The following is a 20508-nucleotide window of genomic DNA, read 5'->3' as shown; positions in this document are numbered from 1 at the left end:
AAGTCTCCCCGCGGGTCCGTTGAACATGCTCTGACGAGCTAAGCCCTAAAGAAGAGTGTGTTCATCTCGATATATCTGCCTGGGTATCGGCCTGTGAGGGCCAAGGACACTAAAATGCTAGCTTCACGCCGCAAGACTAGCATTTTCATGACACCCATCACTGGCAGCATCGTCGCCCTGGCAACGCCCATGCACGAGGACGGCAGCGTCGATTACCCCTCATTGCGCAAGCTGATCGACTGGCACATAGCCGAAGGCACCGACTGCATCTGCGTCGTTGGCACCACGGGAGAATCGCCCACCGTGAACGTGGAGGAACACCAGGAGATTATCCGGGTGGCCGTTGAACAGGCAGCAGGCCGCGTACCCATCATGGCCGGCTGTGGTGCCAATTCAACCGCCGAGGCCATTGCGTTGGCGCGCTTCGCGAAGAAGGTGGGCGCCGACTGCCAGCTTCAAGTGGTGCCCTACTACAACAGACCGACGCAAGAAGGCCAGTATCAGCACTTCAAGGCAATCGCCGAAGCCGTGGGCGATCTGCCAATGATCCTCTACAACGTACCTGGCCGCACCGTGGCAGATATGCTCCATGGCACCGTGCTGCGCCTTGCGGACGTGCCAGGCATCGTCGGCATCAAGGAAGCCACGGGCAATATCGAACGCGCGCAATGGCTGATCCGGGAAGCTCCGAAAGGGTTTGCCGTGTACTCGGGTGACGACCCCACAGCTGTGGCACTGATGCTGTGCGGCGGACAGGGTAACGTCAGCGTCACCGCCAATATTGCCCCCCGGCTGATGCACGAATTGTGCGTGGCCGCACTCGCTGGCGATGTAAAACGCGCCATGGAAATCCAGCTCAAACTTCTACCGGTGCATAAACATCTGTTCGTTGAAGCCAATCCGATCCCCTTGAAATGGGCCATGGCCCGCATGGGCCTGTGCGGTGGCACTATGCGACTGCCCATGACCCCGCTGGCACAGGCCAATGAAGCGGTAGTGGAAAGCGCTCTGCGGACCAGTGGCCTGCTGAGCTGATCGAACGGCCCTCGGACGCGCAACCGCCGTTTCCTGGCTTGATCCCCGGGAACGGCTTCTAGGTTAAAGGAATTTCTCGTGAAGCTAGTTCGTACCATCCGCTTGCTCCCCATCGTCGTACTGCTGGGGCTGGGGGCGTGCTCGATTCTTGAACCTGACCGCATTGACTACAAGAGCTCAGGGCGAGGCGTTTCACTGGAGATTCCTCCGGATCTGACGCAATTGCCAGGCCAGTCGCGCTACGTAGTTCCTGGCGGAGCGGTATCGGCCAGCGCCTATCAGGTCACTCAGGCAGCCTCCGTCGCGGCCGGCGCTCCCACCGCCGCGTCTTCCATTGCCGATGTTCATTTCGAACGAGATGGCAGCAAGCGCTGGCTGCGCGTTGATCGTCCCGCCGACAAGCTCTGGAGCCCGGTGCGCGACTTCTGGATGGAGAATGGCTTCCTTCTGGCCGTCGACCAGCCCAACATCGGCATCATGGAGACCGATTGGGCCGAAAACCGCGCCAAGATTCCTCAGGACTTCATTCGCGCGACCATCGGCAAGATGCTGGATTCGATCTACTCGACCGGCGAGCGGGATAAGTTCCGCACGCGCCTGGAACGCAACGCAAATGGTGGCACCGACATCTACGTCACCCACCGCGGCATGGAAGAGGTGTTCACGAACACCCAGCGCGAAAACACGATCTGGCAGCCACGTCCGAGCGATCCCGAGTTGGAAGCCGAATTTCTGCGCCGCTTGATGGTCAAGCTCGGCGTCACCCAGGAACAGTCCAAGGCGATCGTGGCAAACGCGGCGCAAGCTCCCACAGCCAGCGCCTCCAATGCGCGTGTGGTGGCCGGCGGTAGCGGCCCCGTGGTGCAAATCAACGAAGACTTCGATCGGGCGTGGCGTCGAGTAGGCTTGGCGCTGGATCGCACAGGCTTCACGGTTGAGGACCGCGATCGCAGCAAAGGCATCTATTTCGTGCGTTATATAGACCCTACACTCGAAAAGCAGGAGCCCGGATTCTTCGGAAAGCTGATCGGCCGCTCCACCCCCGGTGCCGACGACCAGATACCAGATTGCCGTGCGCAGCGAAGCCCAGTCCAGTACCGTGGCGGTTCTCGACGCCAACGGCGGCACGGTTCCAGCCAATGCCGCGCAGCGCATTGTGCAGGTCATCGCCGACGAATTGAAGTAATTTTCGATCGATATGCTGCGCTTTCGCAGCCTGGCGAGCGGCAGTTCGGGTAACGCCACCCTGATAGAAGCACACGATGGAACCACCCGCACTCACGTGCTGGTGGACTGCGGGTTGGGTATTCGTCAGATCGAGGCACGCCTTCAGAACTGCGGCTTAAGTTCGGAACAACTGGACGCCATTTTCATTACCCACGAGCACTGCGATCACGTGGGTTGTGCCCTGGCACTTTCGCAGCGCTTCGGTGTTCCGCTTTGGATGAGTGCAGGCACTTGGCGAGCCCTTGGCGCCCCGGCGTCCACCATTGACCTGAATTTGGTTCGTGACGGAGAAACGGTGGCTCTGGGCGATCTGCAACTGCGCCCCTTCACTGTGCCGCACGATGCGCTTGAGCCACTCCAGTTGCATTGCACAGATGGCTCAACTTCACTCGGCTTATTGACCGATCTGGGCCATGTGCCGCCATACGTGCTGGAAAAATTGAAAGGGTGCCACGCCCTTTTGCTGGAGAGCAACCACGACTCGGACTTACTGGCGGGCTCAAGCTATCCGCCATTTCTGAAGCGACGCGTAGGTGGAACACACGGCCACCTTAACAACGAACAGGCTGCGCAAGCTCTTCAAGCCCTGCTGCACGAACACCTCCATACGGTGATTGCGGGACACTTGAGCGAACGCAACAATCGGCCGGAGCTCGTGCAAGCCGCGCTTTCAAAGGCGCTGGGGTGCTTGCCGGATGACGTGCCCTACTGCACTCCTGCGGGGAGTACCTGGTATAAGGTTTAAGGGTTTAAGTGTTTAAGGGCTTAATCAAAAGGCGTGCACAAAAAAACCACCCTCGGGTGGTTTTTTTGTGTGTGTCTAGTGCCGGAGTGAAAACACTCCGGCAAAGAGAGCATCACTTACTTGCTGACGGCGGATGCAGCAGCAGCGGCAGCGGCAGCCGCTTCAGTAACAGCGGCAGAAGCAGCTTGACCAGCAGCAGCAGCAGCAGCATCAACGGCAGCAGCAGCGGAAGCGCCAGCAGCAGAAGCTGCGTCAGTGGCTGCACCAACAGCGGCACCAGCTGCCGAAGCTGCCTCAGCAGCGGCGGAAGCAGCTTCAGCGGCAGCAGGAGCTGCTGCAGGAGCCTCAACCGGAGCAGGCGCAGGAGCAGCCTCTTCTTTTTTGCCGCAAGCAGTCAGAGCGGCGGCGGCCATCAGAGCGGCCAAAACTAGAGATTTATTCATTTTCGTGATCCTTGAAAAATTTGTTCCGCAAAGTGCCGGGAGGCCTTTGATTAATGCTGCGCACCTTGATTGAGCGAAAGCACTCTTACACTCTTCCAACTCAGTCTTTAATTATAGCTATTGACCTGCAATTGTGGTAAACCCTGATGCATTAACGCCACGAATTACGAGCTTGTTTACGAAGGCATACAAGTATTGGGAGAGAGTAACGTCCTCAGGTTTATGCCCCATTTCATGCTTCGTGCACCCAGCCGCAGTCTTTCCATTGATCGAGCAGGTCAAGCGCGTCCGCCCCCAATTTACGGACATCGCTCGCACCCAGCCGCCTGTCATCGGCTAGCGTCCGCATCAGCCGGGCATCGCGCCCACTCGCGCGAAAGCTTTCGCCGTTAATGAAAATATACTGGGGGTCATACATCATGCGGGTTCGGCGGTCGAGAATGACAGCCCCCGCAAGTTCGCCTCCCACATCAGCGCCCACACTTTCTCCACCATCCAGAGCGGGAGTATCGAACCACACATTTGGCTTGGGTTCAGTGAGCACCTCCCCCAGCGCCATGGCCAATTGCGCAGGATCACGCAGCGCGCGGGCCACGGCGTCGCGCGCGAAATCAAGCATGGCTTCAGGCATTTCACCAGGCCGTGATACAGCGGGTTGCCCTGGATCTCGATATGCGGCGTCTCCCAAAGTATCGGCAGCCTCCTCGGCCACGCGCACCAGGAGTTCGCGCGCCAACTCACCTCGGGCGGGCTGACGAAAGCCGATCGAATACGTCATGCACTCTCCGACGGCCACGCCATCATGTGCCCACCGTGGAGGCAAGTAGAGCATGTCTCCAGCCTCCAGAACGTACTCTTCCTCAGGCTCGAAATTCGCAAGTATCTTAAGCGGCAACCCTTCCACCAGGCTCAAATCCTTTTGCCGACCGATGCGCCAGCGACGCTGGCCACTGGCTTGCAGCAAAAACACGTCGTAGCTGTCGAAATGCGGACCCACTCCCCCGCCGTCGCTGGCGTAGCTGATCATCACATCATCCAGCCGTGCGTCCGGCACGAATCGAAACTGCTGCATGAGGGCGTGTACCCCCTCATGGTGCAGATCGACGCCCTGCACCAGCAGCGTCCACTGGGGTCTGCTGATCGGCGGTAACGATCGCCGGCTGAAGGGCCCACGCTTGAGATTCCAACCCCTGTCTCCGTGACTTAGCAAACGCGATTCAACGCCCTCCTGTCCGGCGAGATCAAACAGACCCGCACGCGGAAGCAACGGCGCAAAGGCGGGGATGGCCTGACGCACCAGCAATGGCTTTTTTTGCCAGTGGCGCTTCATGAACTGCTGCGGCGTGAGTCCGCCAAGCAACTGCAGTGGTTCGGAGGTATCCATAAAATAAAGTAAAACGATAGGAATAGTAATTGGAAGAAGCGGACAGCTACAGCCCTCGTACAGAGACCGTAAACACGCTCTTGTAATCTCTCCGCGAACCTTGTGGCAGCGAGAAAGAGGCGATGCGACAATTGTGCGATGGAAATCACATCACAATGCGTCGTCTCGCTCACATGGACACTCAAGGACAGTTTGGGCGAAGTACTGGATGAACTTGACCAACCGGTCGAGTTTCTATTGGGCGGCAACGATCTGCTACCCAAAATCGAAGAGGCCCTGCAAGGCCATGAACCCGGCGCCACGCTGGATCTCAATCTAGAACCACTGGATGCTTTCGGAGATTTTGACGAGCAGAAGCTCTTTCTGGAACCCCGAAATCTCTTTCCGGCCGAGCTCGAAGAAGGCATGGTTTTTGAAGGTCACGCCCTGCCAGAAGGAGTCAGCGCGTCTCTTTCCGGAGACACACTCTATACAGTGTCGGACATCTATCCGGAGCACGTCGTTCTCGACGGCAATCATCCGCTGGCCGGCGTAGGCCTGCGTCTGCACCTCAAAGTGGAAGCCGTCCGCGAGGCCACTTTGGACGAAGTGGGTGCCGGCACTGCAGGTACCGGGTTCTTTCGTGTGCAACCAGCCGCTCCGGGGGGATCGCTCCTGCACTGAACGCGATCCAGGACACTACGTTGCGGCTTTTGAGCGCAGGTTCGGCGAAGAACCTTGCTCAAGCTTCGGGGCTGGGACGGGCAGTACGTCCCTCAAGTTTCAGCGATACAACTGGTTGCCGTCTACCCGCACCCTGTCGCCGATACGCACGTTGGGTGACTGCTGGTAGTCGAAGCTTTGAGTGGCGCCGTTGTCCAGACGCACTGACACACGATAAACATCGGCCCCGCGGCCGGCGTTCGAATTGCGCTCAATCGCATTGCCGATCAGGGCACCGCCCACTGCACCAATGACAGTGGCTGCAGTCCGACCACTACCCCCGCCGACCTGGTTGCCCAGAACACCGCCAGCCACGCCACCAATAGCCGTGCCCGCAATGCCGCTGCTGCCGCCTGCGCGAACCAGTTCGACATTGGTCACTGTACCGAGCGACTGATAGCTCTGCTGGCTATAACCCGGCTGGGAACCCATCGGGTAGTTGGTATTTCCATAATATGGCTGGCCTGCGCAAGCGGAAAGCATGGCGATGGCCGCAATGCCCAAGCTCATACCGGTAAAACGCTGAATACGTGTCATGTGAACTGCTCCTGTTGTGGAGTAAGGGCCGGGGCAAAAAACGCTGGCTCAACTTACGACAAACCCATTAAGCCCGCATCCGTCAGGCCGACCAATAGGCGTTGAGAGGATGTGAGCGTCAGACAAATCGTACAGCGCAACCTGGCCCGACTTGTATCCAGATGCATAAAGCCTGCCGGATGCGTATCGGTGTCTCAGTTCTTGCCCGTAGAGCCGTATCCACCCTCACCCCGTTGGCTGGCCGGAAATTCATCGACGATATGGAACCTGGCTTGCACCACCGGCACAATCACAAGCTGAGCGATGCGCTCCATAGGCTCGATAATGAAAGCCACGTCGCTGCGGTTCCAGGCACTGACCATCAGTTGGCCTTGATAATCGCTATCAATAAGCCCCACCAGGTTTCCCAGAACGATGCCGTGTTTGTGACCAAGGCCTGAACGAGGCAGGATCAGCGCTGCGTAGCCTTCATCAGCCAGATGAATCGCCATGCCGGTGGGAACCAATTGCCACGCGCCAGGCACCAGCGTCAACGGCTCTTGCAGGCAGGCGCGCAAGTCCAAGCCAGCACTGCCGGGGGTGGCGTAGGCCGGCATCTGAGTGCGCAGTCGTTCGTCGAGAATTTTTACGTCAATCTTCAAGGTTGGTTTCCTTTTGTTTTTCCGGAGGGAGCATTGAAAAATCGCCACGCAACGAACGCTGCAATGGCCAGTGGCGCCATGGCAATCGGAAAAAGCACCCCCGTTATCACCACGGCGACTGCGACCCACGGCCACCATGCGGGAATGGCTTGACCGCCTTTCGAACCAGGTTTTCCGGACAGTTTTTCCAGCAATTCCGTCATCAGCTCACCCAGATCTGGTGGCCCTGCTGGCCCGCGAGTATTCGGAAGGCCAGCCGCCTGATCAGGCACCGAAGCTTTGGAAGATGACCTCCCCCGCCGGGGGGCAGAATGGCGTGGCGCCGTTCCCGCTTGAGGAGTCGGCGCCACGCCCACGCCATGTGCCGTCGTTTGCATGAGCGCTTCGATGTAGCGCACGTAGTCGCCATTGGGCGGCGAGTTATCGATTAGATCAACACCCATGGAAGCCACCTCCCTGAAGCCTGAAAGGGTCAGGCAGACAGGCCAGAAACCCTACGCGCGATCTCGGCCACCAGTTGTTGCGCCAAATGGCGCTTGCTTGCGCGCGGCAACTCGCTCGCGCCTTCGTCGTCGACCAGCAGCAAGGCGTTGTCGTCGCGACCAAACGTGGCCGGGCCGATGTTACCGACCAACAGCGGCACACCTTTGCGCGCACGCTTGGCTTGGGCATTGGCCAGCAAATCCTGACTTTCGGCGGCAAAACCGACACAGAACAACTCCCCAGACTGCGCGCGCGGCGAATGAGCGATCTCGGAAAGTATGTCGGGGTTCTCGACAAACGCCATATGAGGCACCTCGCCAGAACCGTCTTTCTTGATCTTGTGCTCCGCCGTCACCGCGGGCCTCCAGTCTGCCACCGCAGCCGTTGCCACGAAAATGTTCGCTGACTCGGCCTGCTGCACACTGGCAAGGCGCATTTCCTCGGCCGACCTGACATCAATACGAGTCACGCCACGCGGCGTCGGCAAATGCACGGGCCCAGCCACCAAGGTCACCTCCGCCCCCGCTTCGCGCGCTGCTCTGGCGATGGAAAATCCCATTTTTCCACTGCTGAGATTGGTGATACCGCGAACAGGGTCAATGGCCTCGAAAGTTGGCCCAGCGGTGATCAGAAGGCGCTGCCCGGCGAGTGCTTTTGGCGTCAGGAAAGCAATCAGTTCCTCTAGCAACTCCTGGGCCTCCAGCATGCGGCCGTCTCCGAACTCCCCACATGCCTGGTCACCATGCGCCACCCCCAGCACGTGAGCACCGTCTTGGTCAATTTGCCAGAGATTACGCTGGGTGGCCGGATGCGCCCACATTTCGCGGTTCATGGAAGGCGCTATCAGCAACGGTACGCGCTCCAGTGGCCGCGCCAAGCACAGCAACGCGAGCAACTCGGCCGCCCTGCCCTGTGCCAACTGGGCGATGAAATCAGCGCTGGCGGGCGCCACCAGGATGGCGTCGGCCTCCCGGCTCAGGTTGATGTGTGCCATGCCGTTGTCCGGCCGCTGATCCCATTGGGAGGTATATACCGGCCGGCCCGAAAGTGCCTGCATGGTCACCGCCGTCATGAACCGCTCAGCGGCTTCGGTCATCACCACCTGCACAGTGGCGCCAGCCTTGGTGAGTGCACGGCATAGCTCAGCCGCCTTAAAGCACGCGGCCCCTCCGGAAAGACCCAGCACAATATGGCGGCCTGCCAGTTCACCTGCTTTTTCCAACGCGTCGTTCATGGCGCGCAATGTAGCACGGCAGGACGCGTCGTCGTAGCCTTGAATCGCCAGCCGCAACGCAATGGCATTGCCAGACAGGCACTCCCAGCCAGATGGGCTCCAGCAGCCCGGAATTCAGCCTCCAATATGCCCCACCACAGCACTGAAAAGGAGTGAGGCGCCTATAATCGCCATTTCCCACCGAACGGAGGCTGACCGCCTTCGTCTTGACATGACCAAATTCGTCTTCGTCACTGGCGGTGTGGTGTCTTCCCTGGGCAAGGGAATCGCCTCGGCCTCCTTGGCCGCGATCCTCGAATCGCGCGGCCTCAAAGTTACTCTTATCAAGCTCGATCCGTACATTAACGTCGACCCGGGCACCATGAGCCCGTTCCAGCACGGCGAAGTGTTCGTCACCGATGACGGCGCTGAAACCGATCTGGACCTTGGCCACTACGAGCGTTTCATCACCACACGGATGAAGCGCGCCAACAACTTCACCACCGGCCAGATCTACAAAAGCGTTCTCGAAAAAGAGCGCCGCGGCGACTACCTTGGCAAGACGGTTCAGGTGATCCCGCACGTCACCAACGAGATCCAGGACTACATCAAGCGCGGAGCCGGCATCGGTACCGCCAGCGAGGTGGATGTGGCCATCGTTGAAATCGGCGGCACGGTGGGCGACATCGAGTCGCTGCCGTTCCTGGAGGCTGTGCGCCAGCTGAGCCTGAAGCTCGGCCCGAACCACAGTGCCTTCGTGCACCTGAGCTACGTGCCCTGGATCGCTGCGGCAGGCGAGCTGAAAACCAAGCCCACTCAACACACAGTGCAGAAGCTGCGTGAAATCGGCATACAGGCCGACGCCCTGCTGTGCCGTGCCGACCGGCCCATTCCCCAGGAAGAACGCGACAAGATCAGCCTTTTCACCAACGTGGCCGCGTGGGGCGTCATCAGCATGTGGGACGTAGACACCATCTACAAGGTGCCACGCATGCTGCACGAGCAAGGGCTCGACGGCCTAATTTGCGACAAGCTGAGACTCAACACACCGCCGGCCAACCTCGCGCGCTGGGACGACCTCGTCCACGAAGTGGAGCACCCACAGCGCAACGTGACCATCGCCATGGTGGGCAAATATGTGGATCTGTCCGACAGCTACAAATCGGTCAACGAGGCGCTGCGCCATGCCGGCATGAAGAACCATGCACGCGTGGTGATCGAGCACATCGATTCAGAAACCATCACGCCTGCCACCGTGGGCAAACTGGGCAAGTACGACGCCGTGCTGGTGCCAGGCGGCTTCGGCCCGCGCGGCGTGGAAGGCAAAATTTCCACCGCCCGCTTCGCACGTGAGAACAAGGTCCCGTATCTGGGCATCTGCCTGGGCATGCAGGTCGCCACTATCGAATATGCGCGCCATGCTGCAGGCCTCGAAAACGCTAACAGCACGGAATTCGACCCTGCCACGCCGCACCCGGTCATTGCCCTTATCACAGAGTGGAAAGACAAGGACGGCAGCATCCAGACACGCGACGCCGAGTCAGACCTGGGAGGAACCATGCGTCTGGGCGCCCAAAGCTCCGACGTCTTGCCCGGCACGCTGGCGCACAAGATCTACGGCGACGTGGTGAACGAGCGCCACCGCCACCGCTATGAAGCCAACGTCAACTACCTCGACACGCTGCGCGAGGCAGGCCTGGTCATTTCCGCTCTAACACAGCGCGAGCATCTGACCGAGATCGTCGAGCTTCCTCAGAACGTGCACCCCTGGTATATCGGCGTGCAGTTCCACCCCGAGTTCAAGAGCACCCCCTGGGACGGCCACCCACTCTTCAATGCCTTCATCAAGGCGGCGTTGCAGCACCAGTCCGCGCGCCAGGATGATGCCGCCACCAAGTCGTTAAAGGCAGTCAAATGAAGCTCTGCGGGTTCGACATCGGGCTGAACCAGCCCTTCTTCCTGATCGCGGGCCCCTGCGTGGTCGAGTCCGAGCAATTGCAAATGGACGTGGCCGGCCAACTCAAGGAGATCACCAGCAGCCTCGGCATTCCCTTCATCTTCAAGAGCAGCTACGACAAAGCCAACCGCAGCAGTGGCACGAGCTTCCGTGGCCCGGGCATGGACAAAGGCCTCGAGATTCTGGCCAAGGTGAAGAAAGAGCTGGCCCTGCCGGTGTTGACCGACGTGCACTCCGAGGCAGAGATCCCCACCGTCGCATCCGTGGTCGACGTGCTTCAAACCCCTGCTTTCTTGTGCCGTCAGACCGATTTCATACGCGCCGTGGCGCAAAGCGGCAAGCCGGTCAACATCAAGAAGGGACAGTTTCTGGCCCCTCACGACATGAAGAACGTCATCGACAAGGCGCGCGCCGCAGCTGCGGAAAAAGGCCTGCCAACCGACAACTTCATGGCCTGCGAGCGCGGTGCCAGCTTTGGCTACAACAACCTGGTCAGCGACATGCGAAGCCTGGCCATCATGCGCGAGACGGGGGCTCCGGTGGTCTTTGACGCCACACACTCGGTACAGCTGCCGGGCGGGCAGGGAACCTCCAGCGGTGGACAGCGCGAAATGGTCCCCGTGCTCGCACGGGCCGCCGTGGCTGTGGGTGTGGCCGGCCTCTTCATGGAAACACACCCTGATCCAGCCAACGCGCTGTCTGACGGACCAAACGCTGTACCACTCAAACACATGAAGGCGTTGCTTGAAACCCTGATCTCACTCGATCAGGTGACCAAGAAAAACGGTTACCTCGAAAACGCATTCAATACCTGAGCCAAGAGGTGCTTTCGGCACTGGCTCCACTCTGTTTTCTCAACTTCAACCCATATCAGCATCATGAGTGCAATTGTTGACATCGTAGGTCGCGAAATCCTGGACAGCCGCGGCAACCCCACCGTCGAATGCGACGTGCTGCTCGAGAGCGGCGTCATGGGCCGTGCGGCCGTCCCTAGCGGCGCCTCCACTGGCTCGCGCGAGGCGATTGAACTGCGCGACGGCGACAAGAAGCGCTACGGCGGCAAGGGCGTTTTGAAAGCCGTGGAGCACATCAATACCGAGATCAGCGAGGCCGTGCTCGGCCTGGATGCTTCCGAACAAGGCTTCCTGGACAAGACACTGATCGACCTCGACGGCACCGACAACAAGTCACGCCTGGGCGCCAACGCGATGCTGGCCGTCAGCATGGCTGTGGCACGTGCTGCAGCAGAGGAGTCCGGCCTGCCGCTGTACCGCTATTTTGGCGGCATGAATGGCTGCCAGTTGCCAGTGCCCATGATGAACGTCATCAATGGGGGCGCGCACGCCAACAACTCGCTTGACCTGCAGGAACTGATGATTGTGCCGGTGGGAGCGCCCTCGTTCCGCGAGGCTCTTCGCCAAGGCGCCGAAGTGTTCCAGGCTCTCAAGAAAATCATTGACGGCAAAGGCATGTCCACGGCGGTTGGTGATGAAGGTGGCTTTGCCCCCAGCGTTGAAAGCCATGAAGCCGCGATTGAGCTGATCCTGCAAGCCATTTCGGACGCCGGCTATACGCCTGGCCAGGACATCGTGCTGGCTCTCGACTGCGCTGCCAGCGAGTTCTACAAGGACGGCGAGTACGTGCTGGAAGGCGAAGGCGGCGTGCGCCTCAGCGCCCAGCAATGGACCGACATGCTGGCCACCTGGGTGGACAAGTATCCCATCATCAGCATCGAAGACGGCATGGCCGAGGGCGACTGGGACGGCTGGAAGCTGCTCACCGAGCGCCTGGGCAAGAAAGTTCAGTTGGTAGGCGACGACCTGTTCGTGACCAATACGAAGATCCTGCAAGAAGGCATCGACAAGGGTATTGCCAACTCCATCCTGATCAAGATCAACCAGATCGGCACCCTGACCGAAACTTTTGCTGCCATCGAGATGGCCAAACGTGCCGGCTACACCGCAGTCATCAGCCACCGCTCGGGCGAAACCGAGGACTCGACGATTGCCGACATCGCGGTGGGCACCAACGCCGGACAGATCAAAACGGGCTCCCTGAGCCGCAGCGACCGCATGGCCAAATACAACCAGCTTCTGCGCATTGAGGAAGATCTAGGCGACATGGCCCAATACCCTGGCCGCTCAGCCTTCTACAACCTCCGTTGAAGCTCTAGAATAAGCTCATCAATCAACTGCCGCACACGAACTGAGGCATGAGTAACCGCGTCGTCCCATTCTTTCTGGTGGTCGTACTGGTGGTACTTCACGCCCAGATGTGGTTCGGTCGCGGCAGCATTCCCAATGTGGCGGCACTCCAGCGCAAGCTCGATACTCAAAAAGTCGCAAACTCCCGGGCCAAGCTCGAAAATGAGCAACTAGCCTCGGAAGTGGCGGATCTGAAGGCAGGCTTGGGAATGGTTGAAGAAAAGGCGCGCCTTGAATTGGGCATGGTCAAGCCCAACGAGATATTTGTGCAGGTGACGCGGTAGCCTGTATCTGGCACCGCTGCGGATTGAAAGCCCTGGTTCGGACTGCGATTCAGGGCGTCATCATTGATCTTTAACTTGGCACTTGGCCCGAAAGCCTGAGCCTTCAAGCCGCTTTCAGGCTCAGTAATCTGGCTGCCAATCCACTGTGATCTGCCGGCCTGCCAGATCCACGGCATCTACAAAGGCGCTCACGAACGGGATCATTCGCTCCAGTTGCTTGCCTGCCTCTTCATAGGTCAGTACCAGAGTTGTCTGCGGACCAGTAGCCAGCAGATCCTTCACGACGCCTAGACCAATCCCTTCGCGGTTCACTACCGACAGGCCAATCAAGTCGACCCAGTAGTATTCACCCTCGTCCGGCGTGGGAAAAGAAGCCCGTGAGACAAAGATTCGCGCGCCTTTCAATTGCTCGGCGGCCTGACGATCGGGGATTTCGTGCGCGCTGGCCACCACGGTATCCGCATGGTCCCGGGCCTGCTTGATGGACAAGCACACCGTACCACTGAAAGAAACCTTGCCAGGACGTTCCGAAGGCTGAATAAACCAGCGCTTGGAAGAAAAAAGCGCCTCGGGAGAGGCACTGAAGGGCTGAATTTTGAACCAACCCTTGACCCCCCAGGCATCCAGAATGCGGCCGACTTCAACCGCGTCTGCCGGCAATTCCGCCGGCTCAAGCCCAGGAAGGCTCATAGGAAGCCCGCTCAGGCAGCTGCTGGAGCAGCCTTGGCAGCTTGCTTGATCAGGCGTTCGACGGTGGGCGAAGCTTGCGCGCCGACGCTCTTCCAGTAGGCCAGGCGATCTTGAGCGATACGCAAACCTTCAGCGGCACCGACAGCGGTGGGGTTGTAGAAACCGATGCGCTCGATAAAGCGTCCATCGCGGCGAACACGCTTGTCAGCGACCACGATGCTGTAGAAAGGGCGGGCTTTGGCGCCGCCGCGCGCGAGACGAATAACGACCATGATGAATGTCCTGTGGGTGGATACCAGGGCCTGCCAGCCATGATGAAATGAAACGGCTTGCGGACCCAGTTGATTTCAGTGTTGAGACACGCGACATGGCCACCCGGCCAGCGACACACTGATAAAGCCTTCGATTATAGTATTTAGATCCGGCCTTGGTGGCTTATTGGCCGAAAGCCCTCCTGGAGAGCCTCATGTACGGCGTCTTTTTGCAACGCATTCACTCCTTTTGCTCGGTTTTGCACATTCTGCCCGAGCCTCATCTCATGAAAAATAAGACCTTGACCACGTGGCTGGCCTTTTTGGGCGGACCGATTGGCCTGCACCGCTTCTATCTGCGTGGCTTCGGTGACTGGCTAGGCTGGCTGCTGCCAATACCCACCGCACTGGGTGTGCACGGCATCCAGCGCGTGCAGCAGTACGGCCAGGACGATGTCTTGAGCTGGCTGTTGATTCCTATGTTGGGCTTCACAGTGGCCGCTTGCGCCCTGACTGCGATCGTCTATGGGCTGATGACGCCTGAAAAGTGGAACGCCCGCTACAACCCGACGCTGGCGCCGGACGCTGCTCCGGGACGCACTAGCTGGACCACCATCATCGGCATTGCTCTATCGCTGCTGATCGGGACTGCGGTGCTGATGGCGTCAATTGCGTTTAGCTTTCAGAGGTATTTTGAGTATCAGATTGAGGAGGCTCGGAAGATTTCTCAGTGATATCAGCACATCAGCACATCAGCGCCTCAACAACATCAGAACAGAAAGTTGCTGATCCAATACGCAACTGCTGCGACCAGGGCGCTGGCAGGGATGGTCAGGATCCAGGCCCAGATGATGTTGCCTGCCACACCCCAGCGCACGGCACTTGCACGTTGAGTGGAGCCTACTCCGACGATCGCGCCGGTGATGGTGTGGGTGGTTGATACGGGCACGCCCAAGGCCGTGGCGAAGAACAAGGTCAGGGCCCCGCCTGATTCTGCGCAAAATCCACCCACGGGCTTCAGCTTGGTGATCTTCTGACCCATGGTCTTGACGATACGCCAACCACCGAACATGGTTCCCAAGCCAATGGCAAGGTAGCAACTCACTATCGTCCACGTGGGAGGAGCAGAATCACCCGCAGCCGTGTATCCGGTGGCAATCAGTAGCATCCAGATAATGCCAATGGTTTTCTGCGCGTCATTGCCGCCGTGCCCAAGACTGTATGCGCCAGCAGACACCAGCTGCAGCCTACGGAACCAGCGGTCTACCTTGTTAGGGCGGGTGCGCCTGCAAATCCAGGCGACCAGCACCATCATCATGGAACCCAGCAAAAATCCCAGCAACGGCGAGATAAAAATGAAGGCTACGGTCTTGAGGATGCCCGCGGCCACCAGAACGCTGGGGCCAGCCTTGGCCAACGCAGCACCCACAATGCCGCCAATCAGCGCATGCGAGGAACTGCTGGGAATTCCGTAGTACCAGGTGATCAGGTTCCAGACAATCGCACCTATCAAGGCGCCAAATACCACATGTACGTCAACCACGTCTGGCAGAACGATTCCCTTGCCCACCGTAGCGGCCACGGACAAATGGAACACAAAAATCGCGATCACGTTGAAGAACGCTGCGAACACCACCGCCTGAGATGGCCGCAGCACTCCCGTGGAGACCACGGTTGCGATCGAATTGGCGGCATCGTGAAAGCCGTTCATAAAGTCGAAAACGATCGCCAGTGAAACGAGCAGGACGACAACCCAAAGCGCAGCCTGTGCGGTTTGCATAAATTCTCAGGTTTTTCTGTTGAGGGGAAGATTGCTGCGCTGAGGCCGAGGCCCTTCAAGAGCTCTCAAGCACGATGCCTTCTATCTGAATGGCCACGTCTTCGCACTTGTCTGTGACCGTCTCCAGCAACTCGTAGATGGCCTTGAGCTTGATGATCTCGCGCACATCGGGCTCGTTGCGAAACAGCTTGCTCATCGCGCTGCGCATGACACGGTCGGCATCGGATTCAAGCTGGTCGATTTCCTCGCAGGTTTTCAAGGCTGCGTCGGCAGTGGCTGGCTCGGCAATCTTGGGCAACAGGCTCACCGCGTGGCGCACACGCTCACAGCATTTGACGGACAAGTCGGTCAATCGCTTGATCTCCTCCGTCATGTGAAGGACGTCGTACAGGGTCATGGTTTCAGCCGTGTCCTGCAGAAGATCGGCCACGTCGTCCATCAGGTTGATCAGAGCGTGAATCTGCTCGCGGTCAATCGGTGTGATGAAGGTCGTGTGAACCAGTCGGTTGACTTCGTGGGTGACACGATCGGCGGCCTGTTCAGCGTCGTCTACCTCTTTCAGATAGCGCTCGCGAAGAGAAGCATCGTCGTAGTGGGCTACCAACAAAGAAAAGGCTTTCGCTGCCTCAAGGACACGATCGGCGTGCTGAGCGAAAAGCTCAAAAAAATTGCCCTCCTTGGGCAGCAGTTTGCTGAACAGCATAGTGAGGGACTCCGGGTTTCTTACTTGCTTGTGTCACTTATTTTAATTTTTGGTGACGCTGGAGTTTAAACCTAGATCTTGCAGTTGACCGATTGTGATCTTCAGGATCGCCGCATGAACGCTGAGTTTTCGTGCTCCGATGACGTCCACCTGATGCGCCGGGCTTCAGGCTATAACGTCCCAGACTGTCTCCAGAGTCTCAGTTGCTGCGAAAAACGAAATACACCGCCCCCACCATGCACAGTCCCGCCCAAAGAAAATCGAGCTTGAGGGGCTCCTTAAGGTAGATCACCGCAAACGGAACGAACACGACCAGCGTGATCACCTCCTGCATGATCTTGAGCTGACCCACGTTGAACTGCGTGTACCCGATCCGGTTGGCCGGCACCTGAAGCAAGTACTCAAACAGTGCAATGCACCAACTGATCAGGGCCGCAATCCACCATGGCGAAGCAGAAAGATTCTTCAGGTGGCCGTACCAGGCGAAGGTCATGAAAACGTTGCTGGCAACCAACAGCAACACGGTTTGCAGCGGAACTGGAAGTGTCTGGAGAGCTTGCATGACGAGGGTAAAAAAGGAAAGCTTCGGATGCCCTGGAAGCCATTTTTCAGGCCTTGAGCACGCTCTTAGTCCTATGGGTTAGCAGATCCGCTCAATGCGCTGCTCAGCCACCATGCTCGATGCTCGCGGCGTGACCAGGTCTGGCCCGATTTCAGCCAACGGCATCAGTACGAACGCCCGCTCAGCCATGCGCGGATGCGGAACCGTGAGCGAAGGGCTGTCTATGCAAGCGCTGCCGTACAGCAAGATATCCAGATCCAGTGTGCGCGGAGCGTTGCGATAGGGCCGCTCTCGACCAGCCACTTGCTCCAGATGCTGCAGCAGGCGCAGGAGTTCAGGCGCTGTCAAAGCGGTGGCAATGGCAGCCACCGCGTTGATGTAGTCTGGGCCGCCGGCGCCGATGGGGGCCGTGCGGTAAAGACTGGACCTCGCCATGACCTGAGTTCCCGGCAAAGCTTCCAGATCAAGCATGGCCTGCGTGACCGTGCCTTGCGCATTTCCCAAATTGGCACCGATCGCTACGTACGCGGTAACTGGAGCCCGCGCCCGCGAATACGACATTTCTTGCATGCCGCTCAAGCTGGATCAGCACCGCCCTCACCCGCTCCAGAGGGCTTGCGACGGCGGCGGCGGCGCTTCTTGGCTGCTCCGCCACCGCTGTCATCGGTGGCATCCGTTGGCTGCGCTGAAGTGGGCGCTCCACTGCCCGTGCCTTCAACAGCGCCCTTGGGCAGCCGGTGGGTGCGCGGCTGCTGGCGTTTGGCGCGTTGCTGCTCGATGCGTAGCTCTTCAAGCATGCTCTCGCGAACACTATCGCTGGCCAGGCTGAACTGTTGCCACCAATCGGCCAAATCCTCGGAAATCTCGCCCACATCGGCGCGCAAGCGCAAAAATCGAACCCGGCGCGGAATCGTGGCTGCTCAGCCAAGCTGAATGCCGATTGGCCGCTGCGCTTTTCAAAGCGCGGCTGCATCATCCAGATTTCCCGCATGTCGGCCCCGAGCTTGCCCCGGCCAGAGACATCGCCCACACGTGCTTCAAAGACCTCGTCTATGGCATCTTGCAGCGCAGGAAACGGGTATTCCTTTCTGGCCAGCCGGGTATTCCAGCCAGCCAGCACATCTTGCCAGAGCACACAGGCCAGCAGGAACGAAGGAGCCACCGGCTTGCCCTCTCCTACCCGCCGATCAGTGTCTTGAAGCGCGGCTTTCACGAAGGGCTGGTCTGCTCGCTCGACCACCACATCCAGCAAAGGGTAGATGCCCTTCGCAAGACCCAACTTGCGCAGCTGCTCAACGCTGGCCAACGCGTGGCCGGTTTGCAGCAGCTTGATCATTTCATCGAAAAGGCGGCTTTGGGGCACATCGGCCAGCAGCGACTTGGCCTCCACCAAGGGCTTGGCGGTTTTTGGCTCCAGCTTGAAACCCAGGCCGGCGAGCTTGGCGCCAAAGCGCACCGCTCGAATGATCCGCACAGGATCTTCGCGGTAGCGCGTGGCCGCATCCCCAATCATGCGAAGCAGCTTCTTCTGGGAATCCTGAATACCATTGTGATAATCGACCACGATGCGTGTCTCGGGGTCGTAGTACATGGCGTTCACGGTGAAGTCTCGCCTCACGGCATCTTCGTCCTGCGGGCCCCAGACGTTGTCTCGCAACACCCTGCCGCTGGCATCCACAGCGTGCGTCATGCCCGCCAGTTGTCCCTTGGCCGTGCGCTCATTGCCGCTGACGGCTTCCGCAGCGGCGCTGTCTACGTTGGCGCGGAAAGTGGAGACCTCTATGACCTCATGGTCTCGCCCGCGACCAAAAACCACGTGCACAATCCGAAAACGCCTGCCGATGATGAAGGCGCGCCGGAACAGCCCCTTGACCTGCTCCGGCGTGGCGTTGGTAGCCACGTCGAAATCCTTGGGCTTGAGGCCTAGCAGCAGATCGCGCACGGCTCCGCCCACGATGTAGGCCTCATACCCGGCCTCCTTGAGCGTGCGCACCACGTTGGTGGCCCGTTCATCCACCAGCGCAGGGTTGATGGCGTGCCCCTGCGGCCCGATCTCCACCCGTTTACCCAGCCGTTTCCGACTAGCTCCAGCGGGCTTGCCCGTGGCCTTGCCAATGAGCTTATCCAGAAATTTTTTGATCATTTTTGTTCGGAGAATAGTTTCAGTATGCGCCAACCCCGCGCCAGAGCGATTTCTTCAAGCGCTGGGGCTGGGTTGGTAGCCACCGGGTGCTGCGACCGCTCAAGCAGTGGCAGGTCATTGGTGGAGTCAGAGTAGAAGGTGATTTCCACATCATCCCATCCGAGGCCACGCTCAGCCAGCCATTGTTCCACTCGCGTCACCTTGCCCTCGCGAAACGACGGCGTGCCGGCGATCTCGCCGGTGATCCAGCCGCCCTCTCCGCGCGCCAGGTTAATGGCAATCAACTCATCCACGCCAAAGGCATGCGCGATGGGCCGCGTGATGAATTCATTCGTGGCCGTGACGATCACCACGGCGTCGCTGTCCTGCTGACGTTCACGCACGAGTGCGTGAGCTTGCGGGGTGAGCGCCGGCGCAATGACTTCACGCATGAATTGTGCATGCGCTTGGGCCGACTCTCCCGGGCCGCGGCGTCGCACGGCATCGGTCGCAAAACGCACGTAGTCGCGAACATCCAGGGTGCCGGCCTGGTACTGCGCGAAGAACTCGTCGTTGCGGCGCTTGAATTCAGCGGCGTCGGTCCAGCCAATGCGTGTGGTGAATTCACCCCAAGCATAGTCTGAATCAAGCGGAAGCAAAGTGTGGTCGAGATCGAAAAGTGCAAGTTTCATGAATAGGATAAAGCCGTGGACTGCCCGCTGGGCGGGTTGGTTAAGTGCAACAGGGGGAAGAGGGGCAAGAGGGGCAATGGCAGCAAGCGCACAAAGCGCGATGCGGGAAAAATCTTATTCATTTTCCAGCATCGACTTGACAAGCGGAATCGTGATGGCCCGCTTTGTCTCCAGCGCGTAGCGATCCAGATGCTCCAGCAACTGCATCAGGCTACCCAGATCGCGCGAAAAGCGCGCCAGCACGAATGTCATGACCTCATCCGAGAGGAACACACCCCGCGCATCAGCTGCCTGACGCAGTACAGCTCGGCACTCCTGCTCCTGCAACACATGCAGCTCAAACACGTGGCCCCAGCCCAGGCGCGTACGCAGATCTTCGCGCAAAATCAGGTCGGAAGGGGTAGCAGGCCAGCCGCCAGCACGCCACGCGCATTCCCCGACGCGGGGCTGACGGCATTGACAAACCAGTTGAAAGCCGTGTGCTGGTGCTCCGCATCGTACAGGTGGACATCGTCCATCAAAACTGCATCCCACCTCTCATCGAAGGGTTGCGGGGGCTGGTCTGCATCGAGCCAGCCCACTTCTGCACCTTGTGAACGCAGCGCATGGCCAACGGCGCGTAAAAGGTGGGTCTTGCCCGCGCCCGACGGCCCCCAAAGATAAGTGGGCACGGGTGAGCGCGTGGCCGCGCCACTCCAAGTTCGCAAGTGCTGCAAGGCCGCTTCATTGCGGCCAGCCATGAAACCGTTCAGCGTGGCTTCGTACGACAAGGCAATATCAAGTGCAATCTGCTTCATGAAGCGCCGCCCTTATGGCGGATATTCCTCTAGGTATGTCATCATTCCGGATTCTG

At 59.2% G+C, this 20508-nt stretch carries 21 protein-coding genes and 3 pseudogenes; 9 read left to right on the top strand and 15 right to left on the bottom strand.

Annotated features, from left to right (window positions below):
- The first annotated feature begins 147 nt into the window (after positions 1-147).
- The 3 genes and pseudogenes from dapA (at position 148) to AAAK34_RS07950 (ending at position 3007) form a co-directional block, all read left to right on the top strand.
- Complete coding sequence (dapA, locus tag AAAK34_RS07960) at positions 148-1035, top strand: 4-hydroxy-tetrahydrodipicolinate synthase (protein ID WP_231697198.1); 888 nt, start codon at positions 148-150, stop codon at positions 1033-1035.
- Between the two features lie 78 nt (positions 1036-1113).
- Positions 1114-2221: pseudogene (gene bamC / locus AAAK34_RS07955) on the top strand (outer membrane protein assembly factor BamC).
- A gap of 12 nt (positions 2222-2233) precedes the next feature.
- Entirely contained in the window at positions 2234-3007 is a 774-nt protein-coding gene (locus AAAK34_RS07950) for an MBL fold metallo-hydrolase (protein WP_231697200.1), read from the top strand.
- Between the two features lie 112 nt (positions 3008-3119).
- Here the strand turns inward: AAAK34_RS07950 and AAAK34_RS07945 are convergent, their stop codons facing one another.
- On the bottom strand, positions 3120-3356 hold the full coding sequence (locus AAAK34_RS07945; RefSeq protein ID WP_231697201.1) for a hypothetical protein: 237 nt from the start codon (positions 3354-3356) through the stop codon (positions 3120-3122).
- 326 nt (positions 3357-3682) lie between these two features.
- A complete protein-coding gene (locus tag AAAK34_RS07940) occupies positions 3683-4834 on the bottom strand; it encodes a JmjC domain-containing protein (RefSeq protein WP_231697202.1) in 1152 nt (383 codons plus the stop codon).
- 138 nt (positions 4835-4972) lie between these two features.
- Between AAAK34_RS07940 and AAAK34_RS07935 the strand changes: the two genes are divergently transcribed.
- Entirely contained in the window at positions 4973-5497 is a 525-nt protein-coding gene (locus AAAK34_RS07935) for an FKBP-type peptidyl-prolyl cis-trans isomerase (protein WP_231697203.1), read from the top strand.
- A gap of 99 nt (positions 5498-5596) precedes the next feature.
- Here AAAK34_RS07935 and AAAK34_RS07930 read toward each other — a convergent pair whose 3' ends face one another.
- From AAAK34_RS07930 to coaBC, 4 genes are all read right to left on the bottom strand, one after another.
- Positions 5597-6073: a glycine zipper 2TM domain-containing protein gene (locus AAAK34_RS07930; protein WP_231697204.1), complete on the bottom strand. Its 477-nt coding sequence runs from the start codon at positions 6071-6073 to the stop codon at positions 5597-5599.
- A gap of 194 nt (positions 6074-6267) precedes the next feature.
- Positions 6268-6714, bottom strand: coding sequence for a dUTP diphosphatase (dut, locus tag AAAK34_RS07925; protein WP_231697205.1), 447 nt, complete (start codon positions 6712-6714; stop codon positions 6268-6270).
- Positions 6711-7157 (bottom strand): hypothetical protein, encoded by a 447-nt coding sequence (locus AAAK34_RS07920; RefSeq protein ID WP_431777916.1) that lies wholly within the window; start codon positions 7155-7157, stop codon positions 6711-6713. The genes dut and AAAK34_RS07920 overlap by 4 nt, the downstream gene beginning before the upstream one ends.
- Positions 7158-7186: 29 nt before the next feature.
- The gene (gene coaBC / locus AAAK34_RS07915; RefSeq protein WP_231697207.1) at positions 7187-8431 is read right to left on the bottom strand and encodes a bifunctional phosphopantothenoylcysteine decarboxylase/phosphopantothenate--cysteine ligase CoaBC; all 1245 of its coding nucleotides are present in this window, start codon (positions 8429-8431) and stop codon (positions 7187-7189) included.
- Positions 8432-8642: 211 nt separating this feature from the next.
- On the opposite strand from coaBC, the gene AAAK34_RS07910 reads away from it, so the two are divergent.
- The 4 genes from AAAK34_RS07910 to AAAK34_RS07895 all read left to right on the top strand — a co-directional run bounded on the left by AAAK34_RS07910 (position 8643) and on the right by AAAK34_RS07895 (position 12855).
- Entirely contained in the window at positions 8643-10328 is a 1686-nt protein-coding gene (locus AAAK34_RS07910; protein WP_231697208.1) for a CTP synthase, read from the top strand.
- On the top strand, positions 10325-11182 hold the full coding sequence (gene kdsA, locus AAAK34_RS07905; RefSeq protein WP_231697209.1) for a 3-deoxy-8-phosphooctulonate synthase: 858 nt from the start codon (positions 10325-10327) through the stop codon (positions 11180-11182). The genes AAAK34_RS07910 and kdsA overlap by 4 nt, the downstream gene beginning before the upstream one ends.
- Before the next feature lie 63 nt (positions 11183-11245).
- Positions 11246-12532: a phosphopyruvate hydratase gene (eno, locus tag AAAK34_RS07900; protein ID WP_231697210.1), complete on the top strand. Its 1287-nt coding sequence runs from the start codon at positions 11246-11248 to the stop codon at positions 12530-12532.
- A 47-nt stretch (positions 12533-12579) separates the two neighbouring features.
- Entirely contained in the window at positions 12580-12855 is a 276-nt protein-coding gene (locus AAAK34_RS07895; protein WP_231697211.1) for a septum formation initiator family protein, read from the top strand.
- Positions 12856-12975: 120 nt separating this feature from the next.
- Here the strand turns inward: AAAK34_RS07895 and rimM are convergent, their stop codons facing one another.
- Positions 12976-13545 (bottom strand): ribosome maturation factor RimM, encoded by a 570-nt coding sequence (gene rimM, locus AAAK34_RS07890; RefSeq protein ID WP_231697212.1) that lies wholly within the window; start codon positions 13543-13545, stop codon positions 12976-12978.
- Positions 13546-13556: 11 nt separating this feature from the next.
- Positions 13557-13817, bottom strand: a complete 261-nt coding sequence (gene rpsP, locus AAAK34_RS07885; protein ID WP_231697213.1) for a 30S ribosomal protein S16 — start codon at positions 13815-13817, stop codon at positions 13557-13559.
- Positions 13818-14083: 266 nt separating this feature from the next.
- Between rpsP and AAAK34_RS07880 the strand changes: the two genes are divergently transcribed.
- Entirely contained in the window at positions 14084-14530 is a 447-nt protein-coding gene (locus tag AAAK34_RS07880; RefSeq protein ID WP_231697244.1) for a TM2 domain-containing protein, read from the top strand.
- A 35-nt stretch (positions 14531-14565) separates the two neighbouring features.
- Here the strand turns inward: AAAK34_RS07880 and AAAK34_RS07875 are convergent, their stop codons facing one another.
- The 7 genes and pseudogenes from AAAK34_RS07875 to hda form a co-directional block, all read right to left on the bottom strand.
- Entirely contained in the window at positions 14566-15576 is a 1011-nt protein-coding gene (locus AAAK34_RS07875; RefSeq protein WP_231697214.1) for an inorganic phosphate transporter, read from the bottom strand.
- 55 nt (positions 15577-15631) lie between these two features.
- Positions 15632-16279: a DUF47 domain-containing protein gene (locus tag AAAK34_RS07870; RefSeq protein ID WP_231697215.1), complete on the bottom strand. Its 648-nt coding sequence runs from the start codon at positions 16277-16279 to the stop codon at positions 15632-15634.
- A 199-nt stretch (positions 16280-16478) separates the two neighbouring features.
- On the bottom strand, positions 16479-16841 hold the full coding sequence (locus AAAK34_RS07865) for a DMT family protein (RefSeq protein ID WP_231697216.1): 363 nt from the start codon (positions 16839-16841) through the stop codon (positions 16479-16481).
- A 78-nt stretch (positions 16842-16919) separates the two neighbouring features.
- Positions 16920-17402, bottom strand: coding sequence for a 2-amino-4-hydroxy-6-hydroxymethyldihydropteridine diphosphokinase (folK, locus tag AAAK34_RS07860; RefSeq protein WP_231697245.1), 483 nt, complete (start codon positions 17400-17402; stop codon positions 16920-16922).
- A 14-nt stretch (positions 17403-17416) separates the two neighbouring features.
- Positions 17417-18984 (bottom strand): annotated as a pseudogene (gene pcnB / locus AAAK34_RS07855) (polynucleotide adenylyltransferase PcnB).
- Positions 18981-19655, bottom strand: coding sequence for an HAD family hydrolase (locus tag AAAK34_RS07850; RefSeq protein WP_231697218.1), 675 nt, complete (start codon positions 19653-19655; stop codon positions 18981-18983). The pseudogene pcnB and the gene AAAK34_RS07850 overlap by 4 nt, the downstream one beginning before the upstream one ends.
- A gap of 114 nt (positions 19656-19769) precedes the next feature.
- Positions 19770-20452: pseudogene (gene hda / locus AAAK34_RS07845) on the bottom strand (DnaA regulatory inactivator Hda).
- Positions 20453-20508: the final 56 nt, after the last annotated feature.

This window comes from Ottowia caeni, from assembly GCF_050821495.1.
Taxonomy (GTDB): Bacteria; Pseudomonadota; Gammaproteobacteria; order Burkholderiales; family Burkholderiaceae_C; genus Ottowia; species Ottowia caeni.
Note: the sequence above shows the minus strand (reverse complement) of the source record. Positions and strands in the feature narration are given on the sequence as shown.